The sequence below is a fragment of the Bradyrhizobium sp. 141 genome, from assembly GCF_023074055.1.
In the GTDB taxonomy this organism is placed as follows: domain Bacteria; phylum Pseudomonadota; class Alphaproteobacteria; order Rhizobiales; family Xanthobacteraceae; genus Bradyrhizobium.
Map to the genome: position 1 here is coordinate 119,350 of NZ_JADPKR010000082.1, position 26,998 is coordinate 146,347.

At 64.4% G+C, this 26,998-nt stretch carries 23 protein-coding genes and 1 tRNA gene; 15 read left to right on the top strand and 9 right to left on the bottom strand.

Annotated features, from left to right (window positions below):
• Positions 1 to 18 precede the first annotated feature (18 nt).
• Entirely contained in the window at positions 19 to 1,473 is a 1,455-nt protein-coding gene (glgA, locus tag IVA81_RS23950) for a glycogen synthase GlgA (RefSeq protein ID WP_247322532.1), read from the bottom strand.
• Positions 1,470 to 2,732 (bottom strand): glucose-1-phosphate adenylyltransferase, encoded by a 1,263-nt coding sequence (gene glgC / locus IVA81_RS23955; RefSeq protein WP_247322534.1) that lies wholly within the window; start codon positions 2,730 to 2,732, stop codon positions 1,470 to 1,472. The genes glgA and glgC overlap by 4 nt, the downstream gene beginning before the upstream one ends.
• Before the next feature lie 281 nt (positions 2,733 to 3,013).
• On the opposite strand from glgC, the gene IVA81_RS23960 reads away from it, so the two are divergent.
• Positions 3,014 to 3,475 (top strand): hypothetical protein, encoded by a 462-nt coding sequence (locus IVA81_RS23960; RefSeq protein ID WP_247322535.1) that lies wholly within the window; start codon positions 3,014 to 3,016, stop codon positions 3,473 to 3,475.
• A gap of 123 nt (positions 3,476 to 3,598) precedes the next feature.
• On the opposite strand, the gene IVA81_RS23965 is transcribed toward IVA81_RS23960, so the two are convergent.
• Positions 3,599 to 4,579, bottom strand: a complete 981-nt coding sequence (locus IVA81_RS23965) for an ABC transporter substrate-binding protein (RefSeq protein ID WP_247322537.1) — start codon at positions 4,577 to 4,579, stop codon at positions 3,599 to 3,601.
• Positions 4,580 to 5,053: 474 nt separating this feature from the next.
• Between IVA81_RS23965 and IVA81_RS23970 the strand changes: the two genes are divergently transcribed.
• The 9 genes from IVA81_RS23970 to IVA81_RS24010 all read left to right on the top strand — a co-directional run bounded on the left by IVA81_RS23970 (position 5,054) and on the right by IVA81_RS24010 (position 13,955).
• On the top strand, positions 5,054 to 6,157 hold the full coding sequence (locus IVA81_RS23970; protein WP_247322539.1) for an ABC transporter substrate-binding protein: 1,104 nt from the start codon (positions 5,054 to 5,056) through the stop codon (positions 6,155 to 6,157).
• A complete protein-coding gene (locus tag IVA81_RS23975) occupies positions 6,135 to 7,157 on the top strand; it encodes an ABC transporter permease subunit (RefSeq protein WP_247322540.1) in 1,023 nt (340 codons plus the stop codon). The genes IVA81_RS23970 and IVA81_RS23975 overlap by 23 nt, the downstream gene beginning before the upstream one ends.
• Positions 7,151 to 7,942: an ABC transporter ATP-binding protein gene (locus tag IVA81_RS23980; RefSeq protein ID WP_247322542.1), complete on the top strand. Its 792-nt coding sequence runs from the start codon at positions 7,151 to 7,153 to the stop codon at positions 7,940 to 7,942. Before IVA81_RS23975 ends, IVA81_RS23980 begins: the two co-directional genes overlap by 7 nt.
• The gene (locus IVA81_RS23985; RefSeq protein WP_247322544.1) at positions 7,936 to 9,108 is read left to right on the top strand and encodes an acyl-CoA dehydrogenase family protein; all 1,173 of its coding nucleotides are present in this window, start codon (positions 7,936 to 7,938) and stop codon (positions 9,106 to 9,108) included. The genes IVA81_RS23980 and IVA81_RS23985 overlap by 7 nt, the downstream gene beginning before the upstream one ends.
• A 30-nt stretch (positions 9,109 to 9,138) precedes the next feature.
• On the top strand, positions 9,139 to 10,239 hold the full coding sequence (locus IVA81_RS23990; RefSeq protein ID WP_247322546.1) for an LLM class flavin-dependent oxidoreductase: 1,101 nt from the start codon (positions 9,139 to 9,141) through the stop codon (positions 10,237 to 10,239).
• Entirely contained in the window at positions 10,236 to 11,174 is a 939-nt protein-coding gene (locus IVA81_RS23995; RefSeq protein ID WP_247322548.1) for an ABC transporter substrate-binding protein, read from the top strand. The genes IVA81_RS23990 and IVA81_RS23995 overlap by 4 nt, the downstream gene beginning before the upstream one ends.
• Before the next feature lie 307 nt (positions 11,175 to 11,481).
• Positions 11,482 to 12,327: a CmcJ/NvfI family oxidoreductase gene (locus IVA81_RS24000; RefSeq protein ID WP_247322550.1), complete on the top strand. Its 846-nt coding sequence runs from the start codon at positions 11,482 to 11,484 to the stop codon at positions 12,325 to 12,327.
• A 100-nt stretch (positions 12,328 to 12,427) separates the two neighbouring features.
• The gene (locus IVA81_RS24005; protein ID WP_247322552.1) at positions 12,428 to 12,742 is read left to right on the top strand and encodes a septal ring lytic transglycosylase RlpA family protein; all 315 of its coding nucleotides are present in this window, start codon (positions 12,428 to 12,430) and stop codon (positions 12,740 to 12,742) included.
• 43 nt (positions 12,743 to 12,785) lie between these two features.
• Positions 12,786 to 13,955, top strand: coding sequence for a Gfo/Idh/MocA family oxidoreductase (locus IVA81_RS24010; protein WP_247322564.1), 1,170 nt, complete (start codon positions 12,786 to 12,788; stop codon positions 13,953 to 13,955).
• A 238-nt stretch (positions 13,956 to 14,193) separates the two neighbouring features.
• Here the strand turns inward: IVA81_RS24010 and IVA81_RS24015 are convergent, their stop codons facing one another.
• The 3 genes from IVA81_RS24015 to IVA81_RS24025 all read right to left on the bottom strand — a co-directional run bounded on the left by IVA81_RS24015 (position 14,194) and on the right by IVA81_RS24025 (position 19,707).
• Entirely contained in the window at positions 14,194 to 15,504 is a 1,311-nt protein-coding gene (locus IVA81_RS24015; RefSeq protein WP_247322566.1) for an ABC transporter substrate-binding protein, read from the bottom strand.
• Positions 15,505 to 15,684: 180 nt separating this feature from the next.
• Positions 15,685 to 18,195, bottom strand: coding sequence for an excinuclease ABC subunit UvrA (uvrA, locus tag IVA81_RS24020; RefSeq protein WP_247322567.1), 2,511 nt, complete (start codon positions 18,193 to 18,195; stop codon positions 15,685 to 15,687).
• A gap of 276 nt (positions 18,196 to 18,471) precedes the next feature.
• The gene (locus tag IVA81_RS24025) at positions 18,472 to 19,707 is read right to left on the bottom strand and encodes an SMP-30/gluconolactonase/LRE family protein (protein ID WP_247322569.1); all 1,236 of its coding nucleotides are present in this window, start codon (positions 19,705 to 19,707) and stop codon (positions 18,472 to 18,474) included.
• Positions 19,708 to 20,033: 326 nt separating this feature from the next.
• Between IVA81_RS24025 and IVA81_RS24030 the strand changes: the two genes are divergently transcribed.
• The 5 genes from IVA81_RS24030 (at position 20,034) to IVA81_RS24050 (ending at position 25,037) form a co-directional block, all read left to right on the top strand.
• Positions 20,034 to 20,297: a hypothetical protein gene (locus IVA81_RS24030; protein ID WP_247322571.1), complete on the top strand. Its 264-nt coding sequence runs from the start codon at positions 20,034 to 20,036 to the stop codon at positions 20,295 to 20,297.
• A gap of 835 nt (positions 20,298 to 21,132) precedes the next feature.
• Positions 21,133 to 22,695 (top strand): 2-isopropylmalate synthase, encoded by a 1,563-nt coding sequence (locus IVA81_RS24035; protein ID WP_247322573.1) that lies wholly within the window; start codon positions 21,133 to 21,135, stop codon positions 22,693 to 22,695.
• A 286-nt stretch (positions 22,696 to 22,981) separates the two neighbouring features.
• On the top strand, positions 22,982 to 23,986 hold the full coding sequence (locus tag IVA81_RS24040; RefSeq protein WP_247322575.1) for a TRAP transporter substrate-binding protein: 1,005 nt from the start codon (positions 22,982 to 22,984) through the stop codon (positions 23,984 to 23,986).
• A gap of 195 nt (positions 23,987 to 24,181) precedes the next feature.
• Complete coding sequence (locus tag IVA81_RS24045) at positions 24,182 to 24,781, top strand: Spy/CpxP family protein refolding chaperone (RefSeq protein WP_247322576.1); 600 nt, start codon at positions 24,182 to 24,184, stop codon at positions 24,779 to 24,781.
• Positions 24,782 to 24,961: 180 nt separating this feature from the next.
• A tRNA-Lys gene (locus IVA81_RS24050) sits at positions 24,962 to 25,037 on the top strand.
• A gap of 450 nt (positions 25,038 to 25,487) precedes the next feature.
• Here the strand turns inward: IVA81_RS24050 and IVA81_RS24055 are convergent.
• From IVA81_RS24055 to IVA81_RS24065, 3 genes are all read right to left on the bottom strand, one after another.
• Positions 25,488 to 25,724: a hypothetical protein gene (locus tag IVA81_RS24055; RefSeq protein WP_247322577.1), complete on the bottom strand. Its 237-nt coding sequence runs from the start codon at positions 25,722 to 25,724 to the stop codon at positions 25,488 to 25,490.
• Between the two features lie 709 nt (positions 25,725 to 26,433).
• Complete coding sequence (locus IVA81_RS24060) at positions 26,434 to 26,631, bottom strand: hypothetical protein (RefSeq protein WP_247322578.1); 198 nt, start codon at positions 26,629 to 26,631, stop codon at positions 26,434 to 26,436.
• 37 nt (positions 26,632 to 26,668) lie between these two features.
• Positions 26,669 to 26,998: an H-NS histone family protein gene (locus IVA81_RS24065; protein ID WP_247322579.1), complete on the bottom strand. Its 330-nt coding sequence runs from the start codon at positions 26,996 to 26,998 to the stop codon at positions 26,669 to 26,671.

The following is a 26,998-nucleotide window of genomic DNA, read 5'->3' on the forward strand; positions in this document are numbered from 1 at the left end:
TTCGATGACGGCCACGCCTCACGCGCGGGACGTCATGAGATCGCGGTAGAGCGCGGCATAGTCGCCGGCGCGGTTGCGCCAGGACACGTCGGTCGCAAGGCCGTTTCGTTGCAGCCGGCGCCAGGTCTGCTTGTCGTGGAAGGCGATGTTGGCCTTGCGCAGCGTGCCGGCGAAGGCATCCGCTGTCACGGGTGAGAACTTGAAACCGGTGGCATCGCGGCCGGAGGTGTCGGCTTCGCCGATATCGACGATGGTGTCCTCGAGCCCGCCGACGCGCGACACGATCGGGACGGCACCGTAGCGCAGAGCGCACAGCTGGGTCAGGCCGCATGGCTCGAAGCGCGAGGGCACGAGAAGCGCGTCCGAGCCGGCCTGCAGCAGGTGCGCCAGGATCTCGTCATAGCCGATCACGACCCCGATCCGGCCGGGATTTGCGCGGGCCGCGGCCTGGTAGCGATCCTGGAGATCGCGGTCGCCGCTGCCGAGCAGCGCGAGCTGCATGCCTTCGCCCAAAATGGTCGGAATGACGTCGAGCAGGAGATCGAGCCCCTTCTGCCACGATAGCCGGCTGATGACGCCGAGCAGCGGCGTTTCGTCCGAGGAATCGAGGTTGAACTGCTGCTGTAGCACCGCCTTGTTCGCAGCCCGGAACGTCAGGTCCTCCGCGCCGTAGCGGTAGGCGATGTGCGGATCGTCCTGCGGATTCCACACCGAGATGTCGATGCCGTTGAGGATGCCGCTGAGCACGCCGGCGCGTGCGCGCAAGAGGCCGCCGAACCCCATGCCGCCTTCGTCGCTCTGGATCTCCCGCGCATAGGTCGGCGACACCGTGGTGATGCGATCGGCGAATTGCAGGCCGGCTTTCAGGAAGCTGATGCCGCCGAAATATTCGAGCTCATTGACGTTGAAGGAATGCCAGGGCAGGCCGATTGATGCGATCAGCGCAGGCGCGAACTTGCCTTGATAGGCCATGTTGTGGATGGTCATCACGGTCGCGGGCCGCGGGCGATTGTCGTAGTGCAGATAGGCCGGCGCGAGCCCGGCCTGCCAGTCGTGGGCGTGCACGACATCGGGCACGAAGGCCGGGACGAGACCGTGGCCGATATCGGCGGCGATGCGCGACAGCGCCGCGAAGCGCACGCCATTGTCCGGCCAGTCGACGCCCTCGCTGGTGACGTAGGGGTTGCCCGGCCTCGCATAGAGATGCGGCACGTCGAGCACGAACAAATCGAGCCCCTCGTGGGAGCCGGCGAGCAGCCGTCCGGGGCCGCCGAAATAATCCGGCCAGTGCCGGATCTCCTCAGCGTTCGATACGAGCCGCATCACGTCGGGATAGCCCGGCATCAAGGTCCGCATCTCGACGCCATGCGCCTTCAGCGCGATCGGCAGCGCGCCGGCGACATCCGCGAGGCCGCCGGTCTTGACGATGGGATAGACTTCAGAAGCGACCGCGAGGACGCGAACAGGCGTCATTTATTGAGCCCGTCGATCATCGGCTGGGTGACCAGCGAGATGCCCTGCTCGGTGGTGCGGAATCGCTTCGCGTCGAGCTCGGGGTCTTCGCCGACGACGAGCCCTTCCGGAATCTCGACGCCGCGGTCGATCACGACGTTCTTCAGTCGCGCGCCGCGTCCGACACTCACATAGGGCATGATCACGGCGTTCTCGACATTGGCGTAGGAGTTGATGCGGACGCCGGTGAACAGCAGCGAGCGGCGCAGCGAGGCGCCGGAGATGATGCAGCCGCCCGAGACCAGCGAGCTCACGGCCTGGCCGCGCCGGCTTTCCTCGTCATGGACGAATTTGGCCGGCGGCGTGATCTCCGCATAGGACCAGATCGGCCAGGCGCGGTCGAACAGGTCGAGCTCCGGCACGACGTCGGTGAGATCGATATTGGCGGACCAGTAGGCATCGACGGTGCCGACATCACGCCAATAGGCGCCGTTGTGGCCGTTGGAGCGCACGCAGGAGGTCGAGAATTGGTGCGCGATCGCGCGGCCGTTCTTGACGAGGTATGGAATGATGTCCTTGCCGAAATCGTGGTTGGAGTTCGGGTCCTCGGCGTCGCGCTTGAGCTGGTCGAACAGGAATTTGGCGTTGAAGACGTAGATGCCCATGCTGGCGAGCGAGACGTCCGGCTTGCCCGGCATCGGCGGCGGATCTTTCGGCTTCTCCAGGAACTCCTGAATCCATCCGTTCTCGTCGACATGCATGATGCCGAAGCCGGAAGATTCCGCGCGCGGCATCTCCAGGCAGCCGACCGTGACGTCGGCGCCGCTCTCGACGTGCTGGCGCAGCATCACCTCGTAGTCCATCTTGTAGATGTGATCGCCGGCCAGCACCACGATGAAGCGGCAGGCGTGGGATTCGATGATGTCGATGTTCTGGTAGACCGCGTCCGCCGTGCCGACATACCACATGTTCTCGGAGACGCGCTGGCTCGCGGGGAGGATGTCGAAGCTCTCGTTGCGCTCCGGACGGAAGAAGTTCCAGCCCATCTGAAGATGCCGGATCAGGCTATGCGCCTTGTACTGGGTCGCCACCGCGATCCGCCGGATGCCTGAATTGACGGCATTCGACAGCGCGAAATCGATGATGCGGGATTTTCCGCCGAAATAGACCGCGGGCTTGGCGCGCCGGTCGGTCAGCTCCAAAAGCCGGCTGCCGCGTCCCCCGGCCAGGACGAACGCCAGCGCCTGACGGGCAAGCGGCTCATTACCGACGGCACTCATGTCATCCTCCCACTCTGGCATTTCGGGGCTTTTTGTCGCGAGAAGGCCCCGCGGTCCCGCGCCCACTGGAACCGATAGTAACGGCACGCATAGTAAATCAGGAAGTAGGTTGTTGGTTGCGACCGCGGCAAGCTTAATGCTTTCGCCGTGGCCATCCAGTAGCGCGCCGTGGGCGGGACTTGTGCGCCGCACGCAAAATCCGGCTTTGACTCGGCGTCGGGATGCCCGATCATGGTGTTGCGATCCTTTTCCGAGTGAAACGTCAGACAGGGAGTAAGACGATGAGGATCTGGAGAACGGCAATTGCCTGTGGCCTGGCCGGCGCGGTCGTCGCCGGCGAAATCCAGCAGACGGCGGCGGCCCCGCTGCCGACCAACGTCGCGACCATGAAGGCCGCGGTCGGCGACGACGTCACGCCGGTGCATTGGCGCGGTCGTGGTTGGGGATGGGGCGGAGGTGGCCTCCTCGCCGGTGCGATCATCGGCGGCGCCATCGCCAGCAGCGCGCCTTATGGCTACGGCTATTACGGCGGCGGCCCGTATTACGGCGGCTATGGATATCCGGGACCGGCCTATGGTTATGCGCCCGCCTACTATGGCGGCTATGGACCGGGTTACGCCTATGGTCCGGGTTACGGCTATGGATATCGTTCCTATTACCGTCCCCGTCCGTACTACGGCTACCGCTATGGCTATTATCGGCCTCGCGCGTACTACCGGCCCTACTATCGCGGATATTGGTGATCGCGCGAAGCTAGAGCGAAAGCCAGACGATCAGGCTCATGCATGCGAAATGCATGAGCACGATCGCGGCGAGATGCAGCGGGCCGGCTTTGAGACCAGGCCACCGCATCCCGCCGCTTCCGCTTAGTTCGATCCGGCGGCCGCGGCGGTGAAGCTGCGGTCGACGGCTTTATTCACGTCGAGCGTCTTCGGCAGGATGCCATAGCGAGTCGAGCGGTCGGAGGCTGCCTGCACCTCCTTCACCACGTTCTCATCGATCACGATCGGGCTGGTGCGCTGAGCGGTGTAGGCCGAAAGCAGCACGTCCTCCGGCAGCTTGGTCAACTCGGCCGTGTTCTTGGCATATTCGCCGAGGTGATCAAGCGACCATAGCCGCGCCTTGTTGAGCCGCTGCACCAGGTCCTGCACCGCCGCGCGCTTGGTGGCGATGGCGTTGTCGGATGCGACGATGAAGGTGATGGTCGGCGTCAGCCCTTCGCCGTCGGCGATCACGCGGGCCTTGTCCTTCAGTGTCGCGAACGACACGTAGGGCTCCCACACCGCCCAAGCATCGATCGAGCCGGCGAGCAGCGCGATCTTGGCGTCGACCGGCCCGAGCGGTGCGAAGGTCGCATCCTCCAGCTTGATCTCTGCTTTCTCCAGCGTGGCGTCGATCAGGAACTGGCCCCAGCCGCCGCGCGTGCCGGCGAGCCGTTTGCCCCTGAGATCGGCAGCCGATTTGATCGGCGAATCCTGGCGCACCAGAATGGCCTGCGTCTTCGCGTCCGACCTGGTGCCGCCGATCGCCTTGATCGGCGCGCCGGCCGCATAGACCGACAGGAACGAGAGGTCGCCGGTATAGCCGACGTCGAGCGCACCGGCGTTGAGCGCTTCGAGGATCGGCGCGGCCGCGGGAAATTCCGACCATTCGATTTTGTAGGGCAGGTCTTTCGCGTAGCCGGAGATCTCGAGCAGCGACCGGTTGCCGCCCTTCTGGTCGCCGACGCGCAGCACGACGGCGTCGGCTGCGAACGACGCGGCGGCCATCGAAAAGGTGACGGCGGCGGCGAGCAGCGATGCTGCGAGACGGCGGGTGATGGGATGATGACGGTGGTTGATGCGCATGTGGCCTGTCTTGTTGCTTTGCTCACGACGCGTGAGCGAACGATGCGGCGAGACGATCAAGTCTATGATCGCGCTATGCGCAGTCAATGAAATGGCCGTCCGTATTGCGCGTGCGTCGGGCAAGGACATTTCATCGAATGGCGGCACGCGAGAAGACGGCATGCTTGCGAGGGAAAGGTGCACAGGAATGATGCACATGTGTGTCCGCCTCGCGCGGAGTAGACAGTCGCCTTCGCGAAAATCCTTTCATCGTTCCCGCCTGCGGCGATGGAGAGAATGACTTTGCTTCGCGCAACATTCGAAATTCCATTTCATTGACGATACGTCGCGTGCGCCGCATGATTTACGCATCGCATCAACGCGGCGCGTGACCGCCGCAGAACGAGATTCTCTCAACGCAGCTCCGCACGGAACATGCGCAACGCGACACGTTGCGTAAGCGGCGGAGCCGTGCCAGCGCAGGAGCGGGGACTGATGAACAACGACAACAAGCGCGGCGGCCTGGGGCTCGACCGGCGCCATCTGCTTCAGGCGGGACTGGCTGCTGCCTTCGCCGCGCCGCTCGGCGCCCTTGGTGCGGCGCAGGCCTTCGCGCCGGGCGGGATTGCGACCGGCGTCGACTTCTCGGAGTTTCCGCTGTGCCGGACGGCATCGGATGCGCCGGCGCTCACCGGCGCGCCGCGCAAGCTGAAATTGTCGTGGAACGCCGGCGCGGTCTGCCTCGCGCCCGTGCCCGTCGCGATCGAGCACGGCTTCTTCCAGAAGCACAATCTCGACGTCGAGCTCGTCAACTATTCCGGCTCGACCGACCAGCTGCTCGAGGCGATCGCGACGGGGAAGAGCGACGCCGGCCTCGGCATGGCGCTGCGCTGGCTGAAGCCGCTGGAGCAGGGTTTTGACGTGAAGATCGCCGCAGGCACCCATGGCGGCTGCATGCGCGTGCTGTCGCGCACTGACTCCAGCGTGAGCAAGCTCGCCGATCTCAAGGGCAAGATCGTCGCGGTCGGCGATCTCGCCGGCCCCGACAAGAATTTCTTCTCGATCCAGTTGGCGAAACTCGGCATCGATCCGGTGAAGGACGTCGACTGGCGCGCTTATCCCGGCAATCTGCTCAACGTCGCCGTGGAGAAGGGCGAGGTGCAGGCGTTCCTGTCGTCCGATCCGCTCGCCTATCTCTGGCTCAAGGACAGCCAGTACAAGGAGGTCGCGTCCAATCTCGACGGCGAATTCCGCGAAAAGAGCTGCTGCATCCTCGGCCTGCGCGGCAGCCTGGTGCGCGAGGAGCCGCAGGTCGCTCGTGCCATCACGCAGGCGCTGCTCGATGCCGCGATGTTCACCGCGCAGAATTCGACCGTCGCGGCGAAATCGTTCCAGCCTTACGCGCCCAAGGCGGCATCGCTCGCCGACATCGAGGGCATGGTGCGTTACCACACCCATCATCATCATCCCGTCGGCGACGTGCTCAAGCGCGAGCTCAAGGCCTATGCCGACGACCTCAAGAGCGTGCAGGTCTTCAAGGCGAGCACCGACACGGCCAAATTCGCGGAGCGCATCTATGTCGACGTATTCGCTGTCTGACGGCCTCGCCTCCGGCGCGCCGCGTCTCTCCAGGGCGCCGCTGCTTGCGGGCTGGATCCGGGAGTCCGGCGTCGGCGTGCTTGCCAGCATTGCCTGGATCGCCTTCGGCCTGTCCTGCCTGTGGTGGCAGGATGTCGGCGACTGGTCGCGCACGCATTCGCTCGGCATTGCCGCCTTCGTCATTGCGGCGATCGCGCTGTTCGGAACCGTCGGAGCCGATTATCTGGGGTCGGCAGGACGGGCATTGCACAAGCGCGCGCCTTGGCTCCTCACGCTCGGCGCTTTCCTGACCTTGTGGGAGGTTGCGACCGCCAAATTGGCTTGGCTGCCGCTGCCGTTCTTTCCGCCGCCGCAGGCGATCATCGAGGTCTATACCGATGATCTGCCAAAGCTGCTCGACAGCGTCTTCGCCTCGGTCAAGCTTCAGCTCGGCGGCTATCTGATCGGCGCGACAGTGGGCTTTCTGACCGGCGTATCGATCGGCTGGTCGCGCGCGGTCGGCTATTGGGTGCATCCGGTGCTGCGCTTCATCGGCCCGCTGCCGGCGACCGCCTGGCTGCCGATCGCGTTCTTCACGTTCCCGTCGAGCTGGAGCGCCTCGACCTTCCTGATCGCGCTCGCGACCGGCTTTCCGGTCACCGTGCTGACCTGGTCCGGTGTCGCGAGCGTCAGCAACGCCTATTACGACGTTGCGCGCACGCTGGGCGCCAAGCCGTCCTTCCTGGTGCTGAAGGTGGCGATCCCCGCAGCATTGCCGCACGTTTTCGTCGGCCTGTTCATGGGGCTGGGCTCGTCCTTCGCCGTGCTCGTCGTCGCCGAGATGGTCGGCGTCAAGGCCGGGCTCGGCTGGTACCTGCAATGGGCGCAGGGCTGGGCCGCCTACGCCAACATGTATGCGGCGCTGATCGTGATGTCGCTGCTCTGCTCCGGCGCGATCACGCTGCTGTTTGCGATCCGCGACCGGCTGCTGGTCTGGCAGAAGGGGACTGTGAAATGGTAGCTCTGGCTGAAGCGGTCACGCATTCTGCCGCCGGCGCCGCGCTCGACATCGAGCAGCTCAGCCACGCCTTCGACATCGACGGCACCGAGCTTCCGGTGCTCAGCGACGTCAGCATCTCCGTGGAGCCAGGCGAGTTCGTGGCGCTGCTCGGGCCCTCCGGCTGCGGCAAGTCGACCTTGCTGCGGCTGGTCGCCGGCCTCGACAAGCCCAAGGCGGGGAGGCTGCGGGAGGACGAGGAGCGCATCAGAAGCCCGCATCCCTCCCGCGTGGTCGTGTTCCAGGATCCGACCCTGTTTCCCTGGCGGTCGGTCTGGGACAACGTCGCCCTGGGCCTCGAGGCCCAGGGCGTTTTGAAGAGCCAGCGTCACCGCGTCGACGCCGCGCTCGATCTCGTTGGGTTGGCGTCGTTCCGCAACGCCTATCCGCACCAGCTCTCCGGCGGCATGGCGCAGCGCGTCGCGCTGGCGCGGGCGCTGGTCAACGATCCAAAAATCCTGATCCTCGATGAGCCGCTCGGAAAGCTGGACTCGCTGACCCGCATCACCATGCAGGCCGAGCTCGTCGCGTTGTGGCAGCGCAAGGGCTTCACCACGTTGCTGGTGACGCACGACGCCGAAGAGGCGCTGGTGCTCGCCAACCGCGTCATCGTCTTCAGCGATCGGCCAGCTCGCGTGAAGGCCGACATCCGGGTCGACCGGCCCTATCCAAGGCATCGCGGCGATCCATATCTGGCCGATCTGCGCCGCCAGATCCTCGGCCTGCTGGGACTGGATGCAACATGGTGACTCCCGCAGCCAAAGGGCGGACGCCCCATAGCGAGCCCGACTACATCGCGCGCGCTGAGGCGCTGGCGACGGGCTTTGCCGCGCGTGCGGCCGAGCATGACCGCACCGGCAGCTTTCCGTTCGAGAATTTTCGCGAACTATCGGAAGCCGGCCTGTTGTCGCTGACGGTGCCGGCCATACATGGCGGTGCCGGAGCAGGCGCAAGATATTCCGCGCGCGTCGTCGGCATCATCGGCAAGGCCGACCCGTCGACGGCGCTGGTGCTGTCGATGCACATCATCAATCATCTGGTGATGGCGCGCAGCCCGACCTGGCCGGCGCGGCTGTCGCGCAAGCTCGCGCGCGAAAGCGTCGAGGGCCTCGCGCTCGTCAACGCGCTACGTGTCGAGCCGGAGCTCGGCTCACCGGCCCGGGGCGGCCTACCGGCCACGATCGCGCGGCGCACCGAGACCGGCTGGCGCCTCTCCGGTCACAAGATCTATTCGACCGGATCGCCGATCCTGAAATGGTATCTGGTCTGGGCAGGGACGGACGAGGCCGAGCCGCGCGTCGGTCAGTTCCTGGTGCCGTCGGGCCTGCCGGGCACAAGCATCGTCGAGACCTGGGACCATCACGGCCTGCGCGCCAGCGGCAGCCACGACGTGATCTTCGACGACGTCGTGATCCCGCTCGACGCCGAGGTCGACGTGCGTAAACCCGCGGACTGGCGCACGCCCGATGTCACGCAGGCGACCATTCACACGGTGTTCGTCGCTGCGATCTATGATGGCGTCGCCCGCGCCGCGCGGGACTGGCTGATCTCGTTCCTGAAGCAGCGCGTTCCCGCCAGCCTCGGCGCGCCGCTCGCAACCTTGCCGCGGGCTCAGGAGACCCTCGGCGCCATCGAGGCGCGGCTTGCGGTCAATGCGCGGCTCATCGACACGTTTTCGCGTGACTTCGATGACGGCGTGCAGCTCTCCGCGGGCGAGTCCAACGTCCTCAAGCTCACCGTGACCAACAACGCCGTTGCCGCGGTGGAGGACGCGCTGTCGCTCACCGGCAATCACGGCCTGTCCCGCGCCAATCCGCTGGAGCGGCACTATCGCAACGTGCTGTGCGGGCGCGTGCACACGCCGCAGGACGATTCCACGCACATCGGCCTCGGCCGAGCTGCATTGGGCCTCTAGCTTTTCCCGGAAAACAATCAGGAGACGGACATGTCGATCGAGTTCATCGGCTTCATCAGCAACAACAATTCGTCCGAAACCGTCGTCCGCCAAGGACCGGTGCTCGACCCCACCCACATCGAGACGGTAGCGAAGGCACACGAGAACGCCGGCTTCGATCGTGCGCTGTTGGCATTTCATTCGACCTCGCCCGACGCGCTCCAGGTGGCCCAGCACGTCCTCAACACGACCTCCCGCCTCAACGTGCTGATCGCGCAGCGGCCGGGCTTCACCGCCCCGACGCTGCTGGCGCGGCAGTTCGCGGCGCTGGACCAGTTTTCGCGCGGCAGGGTCGCTCTGCACGTCATCACCGGCGGCAATGCCACCGAACTCAGGCAGGACGGCAACACGCTCGACGACAAGGACGAGCGTTACGCCCGCACCTCCGAATTCCTCGATGTGCTCAAGCTGGAATGGGCCAGCGACAAGCCGTTCACCTACAAGGGCAGGTACTACCAGGTCGAGAATGCCTTCTCACAGGTAAAGCCGTATCGTCCCGAGGGCATCCGTATCTATTTCGGCGGCGCCTCGGACGCGGCGATCGACGTCGCCGGCAAGCACGCCGACACGTTTGCGCTGTGGGGAGAATCCTACGCGCAAGTGCGTGACGTCACCTCTCGCGTGCATAACGCCGCAGTCCGCCAGGGGCGGCCGACGCCGCGCTTCAGCCTGTCGGTGCGGCCGATCACTGCCCCCACCGAGAAGCAAGCGTGGGAGAAGGCGGAACAGATTCTGGCGCGCGCCACCGCGCTTCAGGACAAGACCGGCTATCGCAAGCCCGCCGACGGCCACGCCACGGCCGGCGCGCGACGCCTGCTCGCGCTCGCCGACCAGGGCAGCCGCATCGACAAGCGGCTCTGGACCGAGATCGCAAAGCTCACCGGCGCCAACAGCAACACCACCGCGCTGGTCGGTACGCCCGAGCAGGTCGCCGAAGTCTTCGGCGACTATTACGACCTCGGCATCAGCCATTTCCTGATCCGCGGCTTCGACCCGCTGATCGATGCGATCGAATATGGCCGCGAGCTGATCCCGCTGACGCGCGAGCTGATCGCCAAGCGCCAGGCCGTTCGCGGGGAGGCCGCGGAATGATCCGCCTCATGCTGGCCGGCGCGCTGCTGTTCGGCTCGTTTGAGCTCGCAGCGGCGCAAACCACCTTGCGCGTCGGCGACCAGAAGGGCAATGCGCAGGCCGTGATGGAAGCGGCAGGCGTGCTCAAGGACGTTCCCTACAAGATCGAGTGGAAGGAGTTTCCGGCGGCAGCTCCCTTGCTGGAAGCGCTCAGTGCCGGCGCGATCGAGACCGGGCTCGTTGGGGACGCGCCCTTCACCTTCGCCGCGGCTTCCGGCGCGCCGGTCAAGGCGATTGCCGCGATCCGGCAGACCCGCGAGGGCCTCGCGATCCTCGTGCCGGAGAATTCGCCGATCAAGAGCTTTGCCGATCTGCGCGGGAAGAAGATCGCGACCGGCCGCGGCTCGATCGGTCATCAGCTGATCCTCGCCGCGCTCGAGAAGAACGGCTGGAGTGCGAGCGACGTGCAGATCGCGTTCCTGGCGCCCTCGGATGCCAAGATCGCCTACACGCAAGGCTCCGTCGATGCGTGGTCGACCTGGGAGCCGTATGTCAGCCAGGAGGAGGTGCTGTTCAAGTCGCGTCGCATCATCACCTCGGAAGGGCTGACGCCGGGGCTGAGCTTCCAGGTGGCGCGGCCCGACGCTATCAGGGACAAGCGCGCGGAGCTGACGGACTTCATCCGCCGCCTCACCACCGCGCGGGCGTGGTCGCTGAACAATATCGACAGCTATGCCGCGACCTGGGGCAGGCTGATGAACATCCCGACCGCTGTGCCGCAGAACTGGCTATCGCGCGCAAAGATCCGCATCGCGCCGATCGACGACAGCGTAGTCGCGGACGAGCAGAGCACGATCGACCTCTATTTCCGCTGGGGCCTGATCAAGCAGAAGCTGGATGCCGCCGAGATCGTGGATCGTTCGTTTACCGATGCGATTGCGAAGGCGGGGTTGTAGCCGCCAGGCGCTCTCTCCCCTTGCGGGAGAGGGTGGCTCGCCGCGCAAGCGGCGAGACGGGTGAGGGATCTCTCTCCGCGATCACGTCTCTGGCATCCGACTCGCGGAGAGATACCCCTCATCCGGCGCTACGCGCCACCTTCTCCCGCAAGGGGAGAAGGGGAGTAGCGCGCACCTGTCTCCCTCGAAATATTCCTTCCTCGCTCCTCACCCTCGACAACACCTCCATTGCTATTTGCACCGCCTCCCTTGCACCCCGCCGCATCCCTTCAAAAATCAAACCGACGACCACATCGGGAGACCGGCCATGGGCCTGCAAGAAACAAAAATCGAATCGCTTCCCTTCGTCACTGCCGAGCTCAACTATCTCGCACCTGTTACGGCCAAGCCGCGCACCTATGCCTTCGATCCGCCGCCGGGCGAGCCGAAGAGCACGGCGCTCGCCGAGCCGCATCAGGTTCCGATCTTCGACGCGCGGCTGATCGCCCAGAATGTCTCGCTCGATCGCGAAGGTTTTGCGCTGGTGCGCCATCCGACCCGGGTGAAGGATTTCTATGACGACGACGAGGTGAGGGCGGTCTACTATCCCGCCGTCGAGGCGTTCCTGCGGGCGACGCTGCAGGCCGACCGCGTCGTCATCTTCGACCATACCGTGCGCAAGCGCGTCGACGGTGCCGCCGACATTCGCGGCGGCGGCCCGCGCCAGCCCGCAACGCGCGTCCATGTCGACCAGACGGCGGTTTCCGGCGCCAACCGCGTGCGCGAGCATCTGCCTGACGAAGCCGAAGAGCTGCTGAGAGGCCGGGTGCAGGTGATCAATCTGTGGCGGCCGATCCGCGGCCCCTTGCGCGATTCACCGCTGGCGATGGCCGACGGCACGACGGTTGCGCCGGATGATCTCGTCGCCTCCGACCTGATCTATCCCAACCGCCGCGGCGAGACCTATTCGGTGACATACAACCCGAACCATCGCTGGTTCTATTTCCCCGAGATGACGCCGGACGAAGCCCTGCTGCTCAAATGCTATGATTCCGCCACCGACGGCCGCACCCGCTTCGGGCCGCACACCGCGTTCGTCGATCCGACTACGCCGCCAGACGCCGCGCCGCGCGAAAGTATCGAGGCTCGAACGCTGGTTTTTCACAAACAGTAACAATGTGTGATGGCGCTGCCGGGTGCCGCCCGGCAGCGTTTGGAACCTTAGGGAACAACTCCACGTTTGCAGCCGGGCAGGGCAAACCGGGAGCGGTGCCGTGCGCGCGCAGACCACCTTATTCTTCTCTTTTGCGAGTTTTTCGCTTTTTGCATTTTCTGTTGCCCATGCCGAAAGCGGGCTGGCCTCCTATTACAGCTACGCGAAAGCCGGCAAGGGCGGCGAGCTGACCTGCGCGCACCGGACCCGCCCGTTCGGGACCGTGCTCAGGGTGTCCTATGGCAGCCGTTCGATCCAGTGCCGCGTCAACGATCGCGGCCCCTTCATTCGCGGCCGCATCGTCGATCTCTCGGTGCCGGCCGCCCGCGCGCTCGGCATAATGAGCGCCGGCGTGGTGCCAGTCTCCGTGGAATAGGCCGGCCAGCGCGCTATAGTGCCCTCGAAAGCTAGGGGGCGCTATGGCCAGGATCAGGGTGGGACTCGTCGGCTGCGGCTTCGTGTCGGAGCTGCACATGTATGCGTTCCGGCGCGTCTATGGCGTGGACGTCGAGGTGGGGGCGGTCGCTGCGCGCGGCGATCACGTCGTCGCATTCGCTGATCGCCATAACATCCCGCGCGTCTATCGCAGCTTTCCCGAGCTGATCGCAGACGGCGAGCTCGACGTCATCGACATCTGCACGCCGCCCAATCTTCATGCGGAGATGATCGTCGTGGCGATGCGAGCCGGCAAGCATGTGATCTGCGAAAAGCCGTTCGCCGGCTATTTCGGCCGTGACGGCGATGCGCAGCCGATCGGCAAGCATGTGCCGAAGGCGCTGATGTATGAGCGCGTTATCGAGGAGATGGACGCCACCCGCGCCGCGATCGAGCGCACCGGCAAACTCTTCATGTATGCCGAGGACTGGATCTACGCGCCGGCGGTGACCAAGACTGCGGAGATCCTGAGAGCGACCAGGGACAAGGTCCTGTTCATGAAGGGCGAGGAGAGCCATTCCGGCTCGCATGCGGCCCACGCCGCGCAATGGGCGATGACCGGCGGCGGCTCGCTGATCCGCATGGGCTGTCACCCGCTCTCGGCCGTGCTCTATCTCAAGCAGGTCGAGGCCAAGGCGCGCGGCGAGGCCATCCGCGTCGCCAGCGTCACCTGCGATGTCGGCAACGTCACCGCCGGCCTCAAGCCCGAAGAGCGCACCTACATCAAGGCCAATCCCGTCGACGTCGAAGACTGGGGCACGCTCACCGCCACTTTCTCAGACGGCACCAAGGCGACCGTGTTCTCCGGCGACATGATCATGGGCGGCGTGCGCAACCTGATCGAGACCTACACCAGCGGCGGCTCGCTGTTCGCCAACATCACCCCCAACACGCATCTGATGAGCTACCAGACCAGCGAGGAGAAGCTCGCCTCTGTCTACATCACCGAAAAGGTCGATCGCAAAACCGGCTGGCAATATGTCTGCCTCGAGGAGGAATGGACGCGCGGCTATCTGCAGGAGATCCAGGACTTCATGGAATGCGTGGCGACGGGCCGGCAGCCGCTGTCAGACCTCGCGCTGGCCTACGAGACGATCAAGGTGAATTACGCGGGCTATTGGGCGGCGGAGGAGGGACGAAGGGTGGTGTTGTAAAGGGATCGGCGGAGCCGCAGTGTGACCTCGCCTCGCTTGCGGCAGGGCATCGCAAATGAGCTTTGCACCTGGGGTGCGATAGTCTCGACATCGTCATGGCCGGGCTTGTCCCGGCCATCCACGCCTTGCGACGCAGCGCAAAGAACGTGGATGCCCGGGACAAGCCCGGGCATGATGACCTCTTCTGACGGTCCATATGCGATTCCCCTCCCGCTTGCGGAGAGAGGCGAAGAATTCTTCACGTCCCGTAGGTCGACCCCTTCGGCAACGGAAACACCGGGTCCTGCGTCCTGATGTTGGTCGGCCACACCACTGAAATGTGCTCGCCGGCGTTCTGCATCACCACCGGCGTCGAGCGCTCGTTCTGGCCGGAGAGCGGCGTGCCCGGCGGGAAGAATTTCACGCCATAGCCCTGGATGGTGCCGCCGGCGGGGATGTCAACGTCGAGCGCTGCCTTGCGAATGGCCTCGGGCTCGAAGCTGCCGTACTTCTCCTTGGCGACCGGCAGCACGTTGTTGAGCAGCACCCAGGTCTGGTTGAAGCCCATCGAGCAGTGCGGCGGCACGTCGGTGGCGCCGGTCTTGGCCTGGTAGCGCGAGACCATGGTCTTGATCAGCTCGCCCATGCCCGGCGCGAGTTTGGCCGGATCGAGCAATTGCGCCGGCACCGGATCGATGTTGCAGAAATTGTCGATGTCGGGGCCGAAGGTGGCGCGCAGCTTGTCAAGCTGGCTGTAGCCGGCGCCGGCCCCGAACAGCATCTTGAAGCGCAGGCCGCTCTCGCGCGCCTGGCGCAGGAACAGGGTGATGTCCGGATTGTAGCCGGCATGCGAGATCACGTCGGCCTTGGCGCGCTTGATCTTGGTGACGAGCACCGAGAGGTCGGGTGCGGAAGCCGAATAGCCTTCGCGCAGCACGACCTGGATGCCGGCTTGCTTGGCGTAGGCCTCATCGGCTGCGGCGACGCCGACGCCGTAGGGACCGTCCTCATGGATCAGCGCGACCTTGACGTCCTTGGCGTCCATGCCGAGCTTGCCTTGCGCATGCTCGGCGATGAAGCCGGCAAAGGCCTGGCCGTACTGGTCGGAATGGATCTGCGCGCGAAACACATATTGCAGGTTCTTGTCCTTGAACACGGCGGTCGAGACCGCGGTCGTGATCCAGAGGATCTTCTTCTGCTGCTCGACCTTCGCCGCCATCGGCACCGCATGCGCGCTGGAATAGACGCCGTTGATGATGTCGATCTTTTCCTGGCTGATCAGCCGCTCGGCCTCGTTGATCGCCACATCGGCCTTGCTCTGCGAGTCCGCCGCAACAGGCACGATCTTGGTCTTGCCGCCGATGCCGCCCTTCTCGTTGACGAGGTCGATGGCGATCTGTGCGCCGACCGAAGAAGCGACCGAGCCGCCGGCCGCGAACGGGCCGGTGAGGTCGTAGATCAGGCCGATGCGCAAATTCTCGGCCTGCGCCTGGGCCCTGGTCCAATCGAGGCTGAGTGCGGCGGCGGCAGCCGCCGAGCTCTTCAGCAGCTGCCTGCGTGAAGTCGGCATCCTATCCTCCCTCAAAACCGTCTTATCATTGGTTGTTATTTTTTTGCGAAGTATGGGGAGCGCGACGACGGAAAGTCAACATGGCGAAAGTCGAGGTCTGTCGTCCACGAATAGAACGCAAATGCGAAATGAGCCGCCAACGGACCCGCTCGGGATGATACAGGGACGCGATGCCGCGCGTCACAGCTTCAAGCGGCGGGCGAGGTAGCGCGCGGTCTTTCCGCCGGCTCCGGCGATTTGATGCGGCGTTCCCGATGCCACGATACGGCCGCCCTCGTCACCGGCGCCGGGGCCGAGATCGATGACCCAGTCGCTCTGACAGACGACGTCCATGTCATGCTCGACCACGACCACGCTGTTGCCGGCGTCCACGATCCGCTCGAGCTGGGCGATCAGCCGCTCGACATCCCGTGGATGCAGCCCAGTCGTTGGCTCGTCCAGGACATAGAGCGTATGACCCCGTTGCGGGCGCATGAGTTCGGTCGCCAGCTTGATCCGCTGGGCCTCGCCACCGGACAATTCGGTGGCGGACTGGCCGAGGCGGATATAACCGAGGCCGACCTCGCGGACCACCGACAGCGACCGGTTCAGTGCCGCATCGTCGCGGAAGAAGTCGAAGGCCTCGTCGACCCGCATCGCCAGCACGTCTGCGATGGATTTCCCGCGGATCTTCACCTCGAGCGTCTTGTCGTTGTAGCGGGCGCCCTTGCAGGTCGGGCAGGGCGCGTAGACGCTGGGCAGGAACAGCAGCTCGACGCAGACGAAGCCTTCGCCCTCGCAGGTCGCGCATCGGCCTTTCGCGACATTGAACGAGAAGCGACCGGCATCGTATCGGCGGGACTTTGCCTGCGGCGTCGCCGCGAACATCCGCCGTACATGGTCGAACAGGCCGGTATAGGTCGCAAGGTTGGAGCGCGGCGTACGGCCGATCGGCTTCTGGTCCACCACGACGAGGCGATTGATCAGGTCGAGGCCCGCGATAATCTTGCCGCCCAATGTCTCGACCGAGGGGGCGAGGCTGTCGTCGTCGGCTTCGGCGGGAAGTGCATGGCCGAGATGCGCGGCCACGGTATCGACGAGGAATTGGCTGATCAAGCTCGATTTACCCGAGCCCGACACGCCGGTGATGCTGGCGATGATTCCGAGCGGAATGTCGACGTCGAGGCCGCGCAGATTATTGCGGGCCACGCCCCTGAGCTTCAGATGTCCCTTCGGCTCGCGGCGGACCGTCGGCAGCGGCGGTCGTGGATAAGCGAGATAGCGGGCGGTTCGCGACTGCTCGATTTGACCGAGCCCTGCCGGCGGCCCGCTATAGAGAATGAGTCCACCGCCTTCGCCGGCGTCAGGCCCGACATCCACCAGCCAGTCGGCGTGACTGATCACCTCGATTTCGTGCTCGACCACGAAAATCGAATTGCCTGCGTGCTTCAACCGGTCCAGTAAGCGCAGCAGCGCCTCGGTGTCGGCGGGATGCAGGCCTGCGGACGGCTCGTCGAGCACGTAGACGACGCCGAACAGGTTGGAGCGGACCTGGGTCGCAAGACGCAACCGTTGCAACTCGCCCGGCGACAGCGTGGGCGTGCTGCGTTCGCAGGCGAGATAGCCAAGACCGAGGTCGAGCAGGACGGTCAGCCGCGCCGACAGATCCTCGCAGATCCGCCTGGCAACGACGGTCTTCTCCGACCTGTCCGTCGAGGCAGTTGCGAACGGCTTGACCAGTTCCTGCAATTGCTTGAGCGGCAGGTGCGACATCTCGGCGATGTCGAGGCCGGCGAACTTGACCTTGAGCGCCTCGGGCTTCAGCCGGGTGCCATGGCAGGTCGGGCAATCCCGCGTGATCATGAATTGCGCGACGCGGCGCTTCATCATCGCGCTCTCGGACTTGGCGTAGGTCTGCATCACGTAGCGTTTGGCGCCGGTGAACGTGCCCTGATAGCTCGGCTCTTCCTTGCGGCGCAGGGCGCGTTTGACTTCGATGGCGTCGTAACCGGCATAGACCGGAACGGTCGGCTGCTCGTCGGTGAACAGGATCCAGTCGCGATCCTTTTTGGGCAGCTCCCGCCAGGGCTTGTCCACGTCGTAGCCGAGCGTGGTCAGGATGTCGCGGAGGTTCTGCCCCTGCCAGGCGCTCGGCCAGGCCGCGACGGCGCGTTCGCGAATCGTCTTGGTGTCGTCGGGCACCATCGACTTCTCGGTGACGTCGAGCATCCTGCCAATGCCGTGGCAGGTCGGGCAGGCCCCCTCGGGCGTGTTCGGCGAGAACGCTTCCGCATAGAGCATCGATTGTCCCCGCGGATAATCGCCGGCGCGGGAATAGAGCATCCTGAGCAGGTTCGAGATGGTGGTCACGCTGCCGACGGATGACCGCGTCGTCGGCGCGCCACGCTGCTGCTGGAGCGCGACCGCGGGCGGCAGGCCCTCGATGTCGTCGACTTCAGGGACTTGCATCTGGTGGAAGAGCCGCCGCGCGTAGGGCGATACCGACTCCAGATAGCGCCGCTGGGCCTCGGCGTAGATCGTCCCGAAGGCAAGCGAGGATTTCCCGGAGCCCGACACGCCCGTGAACACGACGAGCGCGTTGCGAGGAATGCGAACGTCGACGTTCCTGAGATTGTGCTCGCGCGCGCCGCGCACCCGCACGAAGCCGTCATCCTGCATCAGGCTGTCGGTTTGTCTTGGTCGATCGTCCATCTCGCCTCCTCCGGCTCCCGTGAGGGATCAACCGCAGGATCGCAGGATGGGTCCCATCATGCCATGGGGGAGTGCTGTAGAAAGCAGCGGGCGCCGGCGGCTTCGCGGCGCCCTGCTTGATCGTGCTTGGCTCAGTGCCGTAGGGTGGGCAAAGGCGCAGAGCGCCGTGCCCACCATCTCGTTCCGCGTCAAGGAATCGTGGGCACGCTTCCGCCTTCGCTCTTCGAGCTACGGCGGACAAGTCGCTTTGCCCACCCTACGATAGCGGTGCTTGTCTCAACCGGGCCCCGCGCCTTGCGTCGCCGTGTACACCGCGTAGAGCGATTGGCTCGCCGCCATGAACAGGCGATTGCGTTTGGGGCCACCGAAGCAGACGTTGCCACACACTTCCGGCAGGCGGATGCGGCCGAGTAGCTTGCCCTCCGGCGACCACACGGTCACGCCGCTGTAGCCGACCGCGCGTCCGGCATTGCTGGAGGCCCAGACATTGCCGTTGACGTCGCAGCGCAGGCCGTCCGGCCCGCACTTCACGCCGTCGATCACGCAATCGCTGAACTTCTTGGGGTTGGACAGCTTGTTGTCGCTGCCGACGTCGAACACGAAGATCTCGCCCTTGCCGCCCGGCCCCGTGTCGCCCGGGCCTTTGCCGGTGGAGGCGATGTAGAGCTTCTTGTAATCGGGCGAGAAGCACAGCCCGTTCGGATCCGGCACCTGGTCCTCGGTGACGACGAGGTCGATGCGGCCCGAGGGATCGATGCGATAACAATTGGTCGGCAGCTCGCGTTTGCCCGGTGTGAAACCGGCCGGCTGTCCGATCCGCGGATTGAGCTTGCCGCCCGGATTGCTCGGGCCGCCCTCGGCATCCGGCTCGCCTTCGTAGAGCTGACCGCCATAGGGCGGATCGGTGAACCAGTAGCTGCCGTCGGGATGCGCAGCGATGTCGTTCGGCGAGTTCAGCCGCTTGCCTTGATAGGCGTCCGCCAGCACGGTGGCGGTGCCGTCATGCTCATAGCGCGTCACCCGCCGCGTCAGGTGTTCGCAGGAGAGCTGGCGGCCCTGGAAGTCGAAGGAGTTGCCGTTGGAATTGTTCGAGGGCGAGCGGAACACGCTGACGCGGCCGTCGTCCTCGGTCCAGCGCATCTGCCGGTTGTTGGGAATGTCGCTCCAGAGCAGATAGCGGCCCTGCGCGCTCCACGCCGGGCCTTCCGCCCACAGCAAGCCGGTGTGCAGGCGCTTGATCGCGGTGTTGGGCTGCGCGAGATCGTTGAAGGACGGATCGACCGCGATGATGTCAGGATCCCAGAAGTAAGTCGTCGGCGCGCCACGCGGGCTGAAATCGCGCGGCGGGGTGGTGATGGTGGTCGGCGGTGCGGCGGGTCCGGTCTGGGCCAACGCGGCGCCGGCTCCCGCTATGGTGGCCGCACCGATTGCAAGTCCCTGTACGAGCATTCGTCGTGAAAGCGCAGCATCCTGGTCACGCTGCTCTTTGTCACGAGCCTCTTGGCGTGTCATCGCGTCCTCCCGATCATGTTCGCTGGCCGGTTGATCCGGCCGAGCAAGAGCGGAGGTTAATGCGGTCCGCAGCCGGTTGCGAGGGGTGGAATCGCGTCGTTCAAGCGGTGTCGGGTCGCAATCCCGACATATTCGGATGCGTTCGGAATGAATGCGCCAGGCGTCCGACTTGCGCCATTTGCTAGGCTCGAAAATGTTCCGCCGGCTTGAGCAAAAATTTGCTTGCGACAAAGCGCGGCACGCAACGCGTTCGGCCCAGTTCAAGCCTTGATTTCGCACGCATTGCCGCGCAGAAACCGTCCCGGGGGCGGTGGACGGAGTTGATTGTGGCTGGCGTCGTCGTATTGATCGTATTGCTGGGGATCGCGTTTGCGGCCGGCTATTTCACGCGTGAATTCATCTCCAACAAACGACGTGCGGAAGCACGCCGCTGGCGCGAGTATAACGAGCCGGATTGGCTCCCCGCCAACGCGCCCGCCAACACCAACGAGATCGCGAGCGCCATCCCGGCCATACCCGTGGTCAACGGTGAGCTCGGCCAGATGCTGAACCGCTGGGAGACGAGGGCCCGCGCCCGCCGCGCGGGATAGGTCGCGGTCTTCGTTGTGCTCGTAGCTCGGATGAGTGCTCGTAGCCCGGATGAGCGAAGCGCATCCGGGAGCTTCGTGGACGCCGTCCCTGGTATCGCTTCGCTCACCCGGGCTACAAGCGCTACAAGAGCTTGCGTTGCCCGACGGGCAACACACGCCAGCGCTGGGTCAATCAATGCGATCAAAATATTCCACTTTACCGAAATTCGGTTTCGGCGTATGTGTTGTCCATCCTGATCCGGCAAAAGGGGCGGTCGTACGTCGTCACGAGCCGCGGATCGGGTCGCGGTGGACGCAGCAGCGTCGTGCACGAGATGCGGGAGCAGGGCGGGATGAACCCCTTGAGGTCCCGGCGGCGTGCGGACGAACGGCGCCTGATGCGTACGGCCAAATCGCGTGGTCCCCGCTCTGCGCCGTCACGCGAAGGGCGTTGCAGCGCGTCCGGGACACAAGGAGGAGGGGGGCGAGCAATCAGGTCAGCCCCCTTGACCATCTTTTGGCGTTGCAGTTGCTGCCATTTTTCGTCTAGAAACAGGCCATTGAGCCTCCCGGCAACCAACCGTCAACGGTTTTGGCCGAGGATTTGTGGGCTCAAAAGGGTCTGGCAATGTTGATTCGCGGCCAAATCGAGGGGATTTCGGGGGAGGTGGCTCTGGCCGCCGCCACGATCCCGGCCGCGCTGCTGCCCACCCTCCTTATTGGCGGCCTTCTTCTTACTTGCCCCTGAGGGCCGGCTGGGCGCCATGCGCCTGGGCGCTCAGGGGTTGGTCGAGATCACCGGACACCTCAAGCGCCCAGACGATTGAACGGCGCAAAAGCTCAAAAGGAATTTGAAATGGCCACCGCGAACAAGTCCGACAAGGACCGCGTCATCATTTTCGACACCACGCTGCGCGACGGCGAGCAATGCCCCGGCGCCACCATGACCTTCGAGGAAAAGCTCGAGGTCGCCGAGCTGCTGGACGATATGGGCGTCGACGTCATCGAGGCCGGCTTCCCCATCACCTCGCAGGGTGACTTCGAAGCGGTGAGCGAGATCGCCCGCCGTTCCAAGAATGCGGTCATTGCGGGCCTGTCCCGTGCGCACCCGGCCGATATCGACCGCTGCGCCGAGGCGGTCAAATTTGCAAAACGCGGCCGCGTCCACACCGTGATCGCGACCTCGCCGCTGCACATGCGGGTGAAGTTGAACAAGACGCCGGAAGAAGTGCTCGAGACCTCGGTCGCCATGGTCGCGCGCGCCCGCAACCAGATCGACGACGTCGAATGGTCGGCCGAGGACGGCACTCGCAGCGAGATGGATTTTCTGTGCCGCATCGTCGAGGCCGTGATCAAGGCCGGCGCCACCACGGTGAACATCCCCGACACCGTCGGCTACACGGTGCCGGAGGAATACACCCACTTCATGAAGACGCTGATCGAGCGTGTGCCGAATTCAGATAAAGCGGTGTTCTCCGTGCACTGCCATAACGATCTCGGCATGGCGGTCGCGAACTCGCTGGCCGGCATCGTCGGCGGTGCGCGCCAGGTCGAGTGCACCGTCAACGGCATCGGCGAGCGCGCCGGCAACGCTGCGCTCGAAGAGATCGTGATGGCGATCAACGTGCGCAACGACAAATTCCCCTACTGGAACAAGATCGACACCACCCAGCTCACCCGCGCCTCGAAGGTGGTCTCGGCGGCAACCTCATTCCCGGTGCAGTACAACAAGGCGATCGTGGGCCGGAACGCGTTCGCCCACGAGAGCGGCATCCACCAGGACGGCGTGCTGAAGGACGCCTCCACCTACGAGATCATGCGGCCCGAAATGGTCGGCCTGAAGCAGTCCTCGCTGGTGCTCGGCAAGCACTCCGGCCGCCATGCCTTCGTGCACAAGCTGGAGGAGATGGGCTACAAGCTCGGCCCGAACCAGCTGGAAGATGCATTCACGCGGATGAAGGCTCTGGCCGACCGCAAGAAGGACATCTACGACGAGGACATCGAGGCGCTGGTCGACGAGAAGATGGCGGCCTCCCACGACCGCATCAAGCTGACCTCGCTGACCGTGATCGCCGGCACCCATGGCCCGCAGCGCGCGACCATGAAGCTCGACGTCGACGGCCAGATCAAGATCGAGGAGGCCGAGGGCAACGGTCCGGTGGACGCAGTGTTCAACTGCATCAAGCGCCTGGTCCCGCACGAGGCCAAGCTGGAGCTGTATCAGGTCCACGCCGTCACCGAGGGTACCGACGCGCAGGCCGAAGTCTCGGTGCGGCTGTCGCAGGACGGCCGCTCGATGACGGCACGCGCGGCGGATCCGGATACGCTGGTGGCCTCGGCCAAGGCCTATCTCGGCGCGCTCAACAAGATCGTCATGAAGCGCCAGCGCGACACGGTGACCGCCGCGGCGGCGAGCTGACGAGCGAAGCTGCGGGTTGTTGCACCTCTCCCGCTTGCGGGAGAGGTCGGCGCGCAGCGCCGGGTGAGGGTTCTTCCCTCACGGGGGCTGTCCCGATGCGGAAACACCCTCTCCCCAACCCTCTCCCGCAAGCGGGCGAGGGAGTGCAGTTGCGTTCGCGGTGAGCGTGAATACCAGCCCTGCTAAGGGCCAATAGCGGCTCCGTCTCCCAGCCGCTATTGATGCTGCCGGCATAAGGATTGGCCGCCCGCGCGCCGGGCGGCTTAGATAATGACAGGGAGAGAATATGCGCAACTTCGCGATCGCTGCGTCCATCGCGGCATTGGCACTCGGGCTGGTCGGGCCGGCGTCGGCCCAATCGCCGATCATCATCAAGTTCAGCCACGTCGTCGCTACCGACACGCCGAAGGGCAAGGGCGCGGAGAAGTTCAAGGAGCTCGCCGAGAAGTACACCGCCGGCAAGGTCAAGGTCGAAGTCTATCCGAACTCGACGCTCTACAAGGACAAGGAAGAGCTCGAGGCGCTCCAGCTTGGCAGCGTGCAAATGCTAGCGCCGTCCAATTCGAAATTCGGACCGCTCGGCATCCGCGAGTTCGAGGTGTTCGATCTGCCCTATATCCTTCCGGACCTGAAGACGCTGCGGAAGGTGACGGAAGGACCGCTCGGCGCACGGCTGCTCAAGCTGCTGGACGCCAAGGGCATCACCGGACTTGCCTATTGGGACAACGGCTTCAAGCAGATGAGCGCCAACAAGAAGCTGGTGACGCCCGCCGACTATCAGGGCGTCAAATTCCGCATCCAGTCCTCGCGCGTGATCCAGGCCCAGTTCAAGGCGCTCAGCTCGCTGCCGCAGGTCATGGCGTTCTCGGAAGTCTACCAGGCACTCCAGACCGGCGTGGTCGACGGCCAGGAGAACACCTGGTCGAACATCTATACCCAGAAGATGCACGAGGTGCAGAAGTATATCACCGAGACCAATCACGGCTACATCGGCTACGTCGTGATCGTGAACAAGAAGTTCTGGGACGATCTGCCGGCCGACATCCGCGACCCGCTTACCAAGGCGATGAAGGAAGCGACCGACTTCAGCAACACGCAGTCGCAGAAGGAAAACGACGACGCTCTGGCCGAGATCAAGAAGAGCGGCAAGAGCGAGATCATCAAGCTCACGCCGGAGCAGGACGAGATGCTGCGCAAGGCGATGGAGCCGGTCTACAAGGACGCCGCGGGCCGTATCGGCCAGCCGCTGATCGACGAATTCCTCAAGGAAGCCAAGAGCACGACGAACTGATCCATCCGAACGATCAACGAAAGGCTTCCGTGCGGTCTGCGCGGAAGCCTTTTTGTTGCGAATGATTTCCGATTGCGGCTGGAGGTAAAATCGGGCGTTACATCCTGGTAAGGCCGCGCTCCCTGTCCAAGTTGTAATTTGCGTGTCAGCCGTCCGGCGCCCATCTTGATGGACATCCTTCCAGAGGAGGTTCGGATGAGGAAGTTCACCATCGCCGCCATCGCCGTGCTCAGCATTGCCGGCTCGGGCGCGGTCTATGCCCAATATCATCGCCCGTGGATGGAGCACATGCGCCACATCCGCATGAATCCGGAAGACCGCGCCGCCTTCGTCGACGCGCGGATCGCCGCCGTCCATGCCGGCCTGAAGCTCAACGCCGATCAGGAGAAGCTGTGGCCGCCGGTCGAGGCCGCCGTGCGCGATTTCGCCAAGCTGCGCATCGACCGCGCCAATGCGCGGATGAATGCCGGACCGGGCAACGCCGACAAGCCCGAGGATCCGATCGCCCGCCTGCGCCAGCGCGCCGAGGACATGGGCGCCAGCTCCGCGGCCCTGAAGAAGATCGCCGATGCCGCCGACCCGCTCTACAAGACCCTGGACGAGGGCCAAAAGCGGCGCCTCGCCGTGCTGACCCGCCACCGCGGCCCGTTCGGCGGCGGCGAGGACGGCCCGCGGCACCGCCACTTCATGGAACGCGGCATGGACCGCATGATGGAGCGCGGCATGGACCATTTCCACCATGACCGTTTCGACCGCGACGGTGGCTCGGACCGGGACCGCGAGGGCCGGCTCTGAACGAGGCGGGTTTTGGCGGGGGACTTGCCCCTGGATTGACCTTGGCGAAGCCGCTGGAATCCAGCGGCTTTTTGCTTTTCCGGACCTGTGGAAGAACCTTGGAAAACTTGCGTACGATCGCTTGCCAGACCCGGATCGCTTTGCTAAACGACCGGCCTCGCAAGGCATTAACCGCCTTTCGGGCGCATAGCTCAGTTGGTAGAGCAGCTGACTCTTAATCAGCGGGTCCCAGGTTCGAGCCCTGGTGCGCCCACCACCCTTAAGAGATTGGCCCGCAAGGGCTTTTTTAATTTCCTCGGCAGAACAAACCGGGTGTCGTGCGACGCTTTTAGTGGTCGCACCCCGTGCGACGAGTTGGATAATTCGGGAGCGTTGTTCATCGGGCGCGGCGATCGCCGATGGGCACCCCGCGCGTTCACAGATGCCTCGTGCCGAAGCGCTGGGCTCGTTCTAGGAATGACTCTTCCTTCCGCACCTGTAATTCAAGCCTGTCGATGCCGGAATCGGCATGAGCCGCATTGTGGGCGCGGTAAGTGCTTCACGATGGTCTGCGCGCTTCAAGCGCGGCCTGGGCCGCCAATGACCGTCGTGTCCTCAATGGTCTCTTCTTCGTCTTGCGATCAATGTGCCCGACTTGCCGGACAGGCTTCAGTCGTACACGACCTGCTACAATCGCTTGGTTCGCTGGCAAGGAACCTCTTCCGCGTCAGCCGCGCTTTCGCTGAGAGGGTGGTTTAAAATCCACGACCTCGTGCTGGTCGCACGGATCAGGTGGCTCATTTTTCTTCACGATTAGCTCAAGCTCGAGAGCCTCGAAGGCGAGCTCATCCGCCATGCGCTGAAACAGCTCGCGCTTTTCTATGTCCGTCGCCCGCTGACTCATCAGCGCAAACTCTCTGGCGTCAGCGCGGACCTTTTCCAAACGTCGTCGGAGGTCCTTCATGTGCCGGCTCAGCTTTTAAACTTGTCCTCGGCCCGAACAATCAGTTTGCTTGTCCGGATCCCCCGGGAGTCAACTGCCGAAACTGGATATTGGTTCTATGCGGATCGCCAAATTCGCCGCTCATCTGCTGCGATATCTAGCCACGCTCTGATGAGCCATCCCTGTCCGGCTCTCGCCGGATGATGCATAGGATTAGCATATCTGAAGGAGCATGAATGTTCGAAAGCGCACAGACGCGAGTATTGCGCCGGACTAGGCTGCGAGCGATCCTGGGCGCTCGCGAAGCGCTCGGGGCCCAACGGCCTCGGGGGATGCCAATGTGACGGCTGCGCTGAAGCGGCTCCGTCCGCGAACGCAGTGTTGCCGGTTGCGCGCCGGGTATGAGGCTGGAGTAAGCTCGGCAGATTTCAGATCAAACGATGGTCGTTCTCGTGCGTACTTTCCTTCTCATTGTGGGAATATGGCTACTGGTGAACGTTCTGTTCGTTGTAGTTGTCCTGCCCTCGCGCAGACCGGCACCTACTCGGCGCGCAGAAACTCCATCTCCGGTGATGATCAACACGACGGCCCGTCGATCGGACGATCACGACCCACCACTCCTGCGGCGCGGGATGACGCCGGTTGCAATCAGAGGCCTTTTCGTCGTCCTCCTCTTTCCAGTCCTTCGAGCGTGGAATGCGGTTAGGCGGCACTTCAGAGGGAACCACGACTAGACGCGGGCCATCGCGCGCTTGAGATTCTCGTCGATGCCTTCACTGCGCTGCGGGCCCCCCGAGCGATTCAGCGAGACCATCAGCCAGATCGCCAGCGCGCTCGCTATGGCGATGCCGCCAAGCATGGTTATGACCCGCGTTTGAATGATGATGTGAATAGCCCAGAGCCCCAGGGTAACAGCCGGCGCCAGCATTCCCATCCCAAAATGCCGCGATCGGCGCTCAAGTTGTCTACCGCTTTTGGGCTGAAGCCCGATCGATCAGGAAATCGTCCAAATCTCGGCCGCCTCGAAGCTGCGGCCGCAGCCATCGCGGCAGCCTGCCGCGACCCGACCATGTCTCCGCTGGGTTCTTCGGATTGCGATATTTGGGACGAACGGGCGGGTATGGACGGCGCTTACGATTAAACCGCGTGGCCTCGTTGGCCAGTCCAATCCTGTGGAGCCTTTCCTCCAAATGTGCTTTTTGCACCAACATTTTCTGAGTGAGTTTGGCGGCGACCTCTTGGTGAAGTATCCAGAGCTCGTCAACGGAGAGCGAATTGAAATGCGCGGTGTTCAT

Excerpts from the sequence above, each read along its gene's own strand:
- glgA (WP_247322532.1), bottom strand. The coding sequence starts at position 1,473 with ATGACGCCTGTTCGCGTCCTCGCGGTCGCTTCTGAAGTCTATCCCATC.
- glgC (WP_247322534.1), bottom strand. The coding sequence starts at position 2,732 with ATGAGTGCCGTCGGTAATGAGCCGCTTGCCCGTCAGGCGCTGGCGTTC.
- IVA81_RS23960 (WP_247322535.1), top strand. The coding sequence starts at position 3,014 with ATGAGGATCTGGAGAACGGCAATTGCCTGTGGCCTGGCCGGCGCGGTC.
- IVA81_RS23965 (WP_247322537.1), bottom strand. The coding sequence starts at position 4,579 with ATGCGCATCAACCACCGTCATCATCCCATCACCCGCCGTCTCGCAGCA.
- IVA81_RS23970 (WP_247322539.1), top strand. The coding sequence starts at position 5,054 with ATGAACAACGACAACAAGCGCGGCGGCCTGGGGCTCGACCGGCGCCAT.
- IVA81_RS23975 (WP_247322540.1), top strand. The coding sequence starts at position 6,135 with ATGTCGACGTATTCGCTGTCTGACGGCCTCGCCTCCGGCGCGCCGCGT.
- IVA81_RS23980 (WP_247322542.1), top strand. The coding sequence starts at position 7,151 with ATGGTAGCTCTGGCTGAAGCGGTCACGCATTCTGCCGCCGGCGCCGCG.
- IVA81_RS23985 (WP_247322544.1), top strand. The coding sequence starts at position 7,936 with ATGGTGACTCCCGCAGCCAAAGGGCGGACGCCCCATAGCGAGCCCGAC.
- IVA81_RS23990 (WP_247322546.1), top strand. The coding sequence starts at position 9,139 with ATGTCGATCGAGTTCATCGGCTTCATCAGCAACAACAATTCGTCCGAA.
- IVA81_RS23995 (WP_247322548.1), top strand. The coding sequence starts at position 10,236 with ATGATCCGCCTCATGCTGGCCGGCGCGCTGCTGTTCGGCTCGTTTGAG.
- IVA81_RS24000 (WP_247322550.1), top strand. The coding sequence starts at position 11,482 with ATGGGCCTGCAAGAAACAAAAATCGAATCGCTTCCCTTCGTCACTGCC.
- IVA81_RS24010 (WP_247322564.1), top strand. The coding sequence starts at position 12,786 with ATGGCCAGGATCAGGGTGGGACTCGTCGGCTGCGGCTTCGTGTCGGAG.
- IVA81_RS24015 (WP_247322566.1), bottom strand. The coding sequence starts at position 15,504 with ATGCCGACTTCACGCAGGCAGCTGCTGAAGAGCTCGGCGGCTGCCGCC.
- uvrA (WP_247322567.1), bottom strand. The coding sequence starts at position 18,195 with ATGGACGATCGACCAAGACAAACCGACAGCCTGATGCAGGATGACGGC.
- IVA81_RS24025 (WP_247322569.1), bottom strand. The coding sequence starts at position 19,707 with ATGACACGCCAAGAGGCTCGTGACAAAGAGCAGCGTGACCAGGATGCT.
- IVA81_RS24035 (WP_247322573.1), top strand. The coding sequence starts at position 21,133 with ATGGCCACCGCGAACAAGTCCGACAAGGACCGCGTCATCATTTTCGAC.
- IVA81_RS24040 (WP_247322575.1), top strand. The coding sequence starts at position 22,982 with ATGCGCAACTTCGCGATCGCTGCGTCCATCGCGGCATTGGCACTCGGG.
- IVA81_RS24045 (WP_247322576.1), top strand. The coding sequence starts at position 24,182 with ATGAGGAAGTTCACCATCGCCGCCATCGCCGTGCTCAGCATTGCCGGC.
- IVA81_RS24055 (WP_247322577.1), bottom strand. The coding sequence starts at position 25,724 with ATGAAGGACCTCCGACGACGTTTGGAAAAGGTCCGCGCTGACGCCAGA.
- IVA81_RS24060 (WP_247322578.1), bottom strand. The coding sequence starts at position 26,631 with ATGCTGGCGCCGGCTGTTACCCTGGGGCTCTGGGCTATTCACATCATC.
- IVA81_RS24065 (WP_247322579.1), bottom strand. The coding sequence starts at position 26,998 with ATGAACACCGCGCATTTCAATTCGCTCTCCGTTGACGAGCTCTGGATA.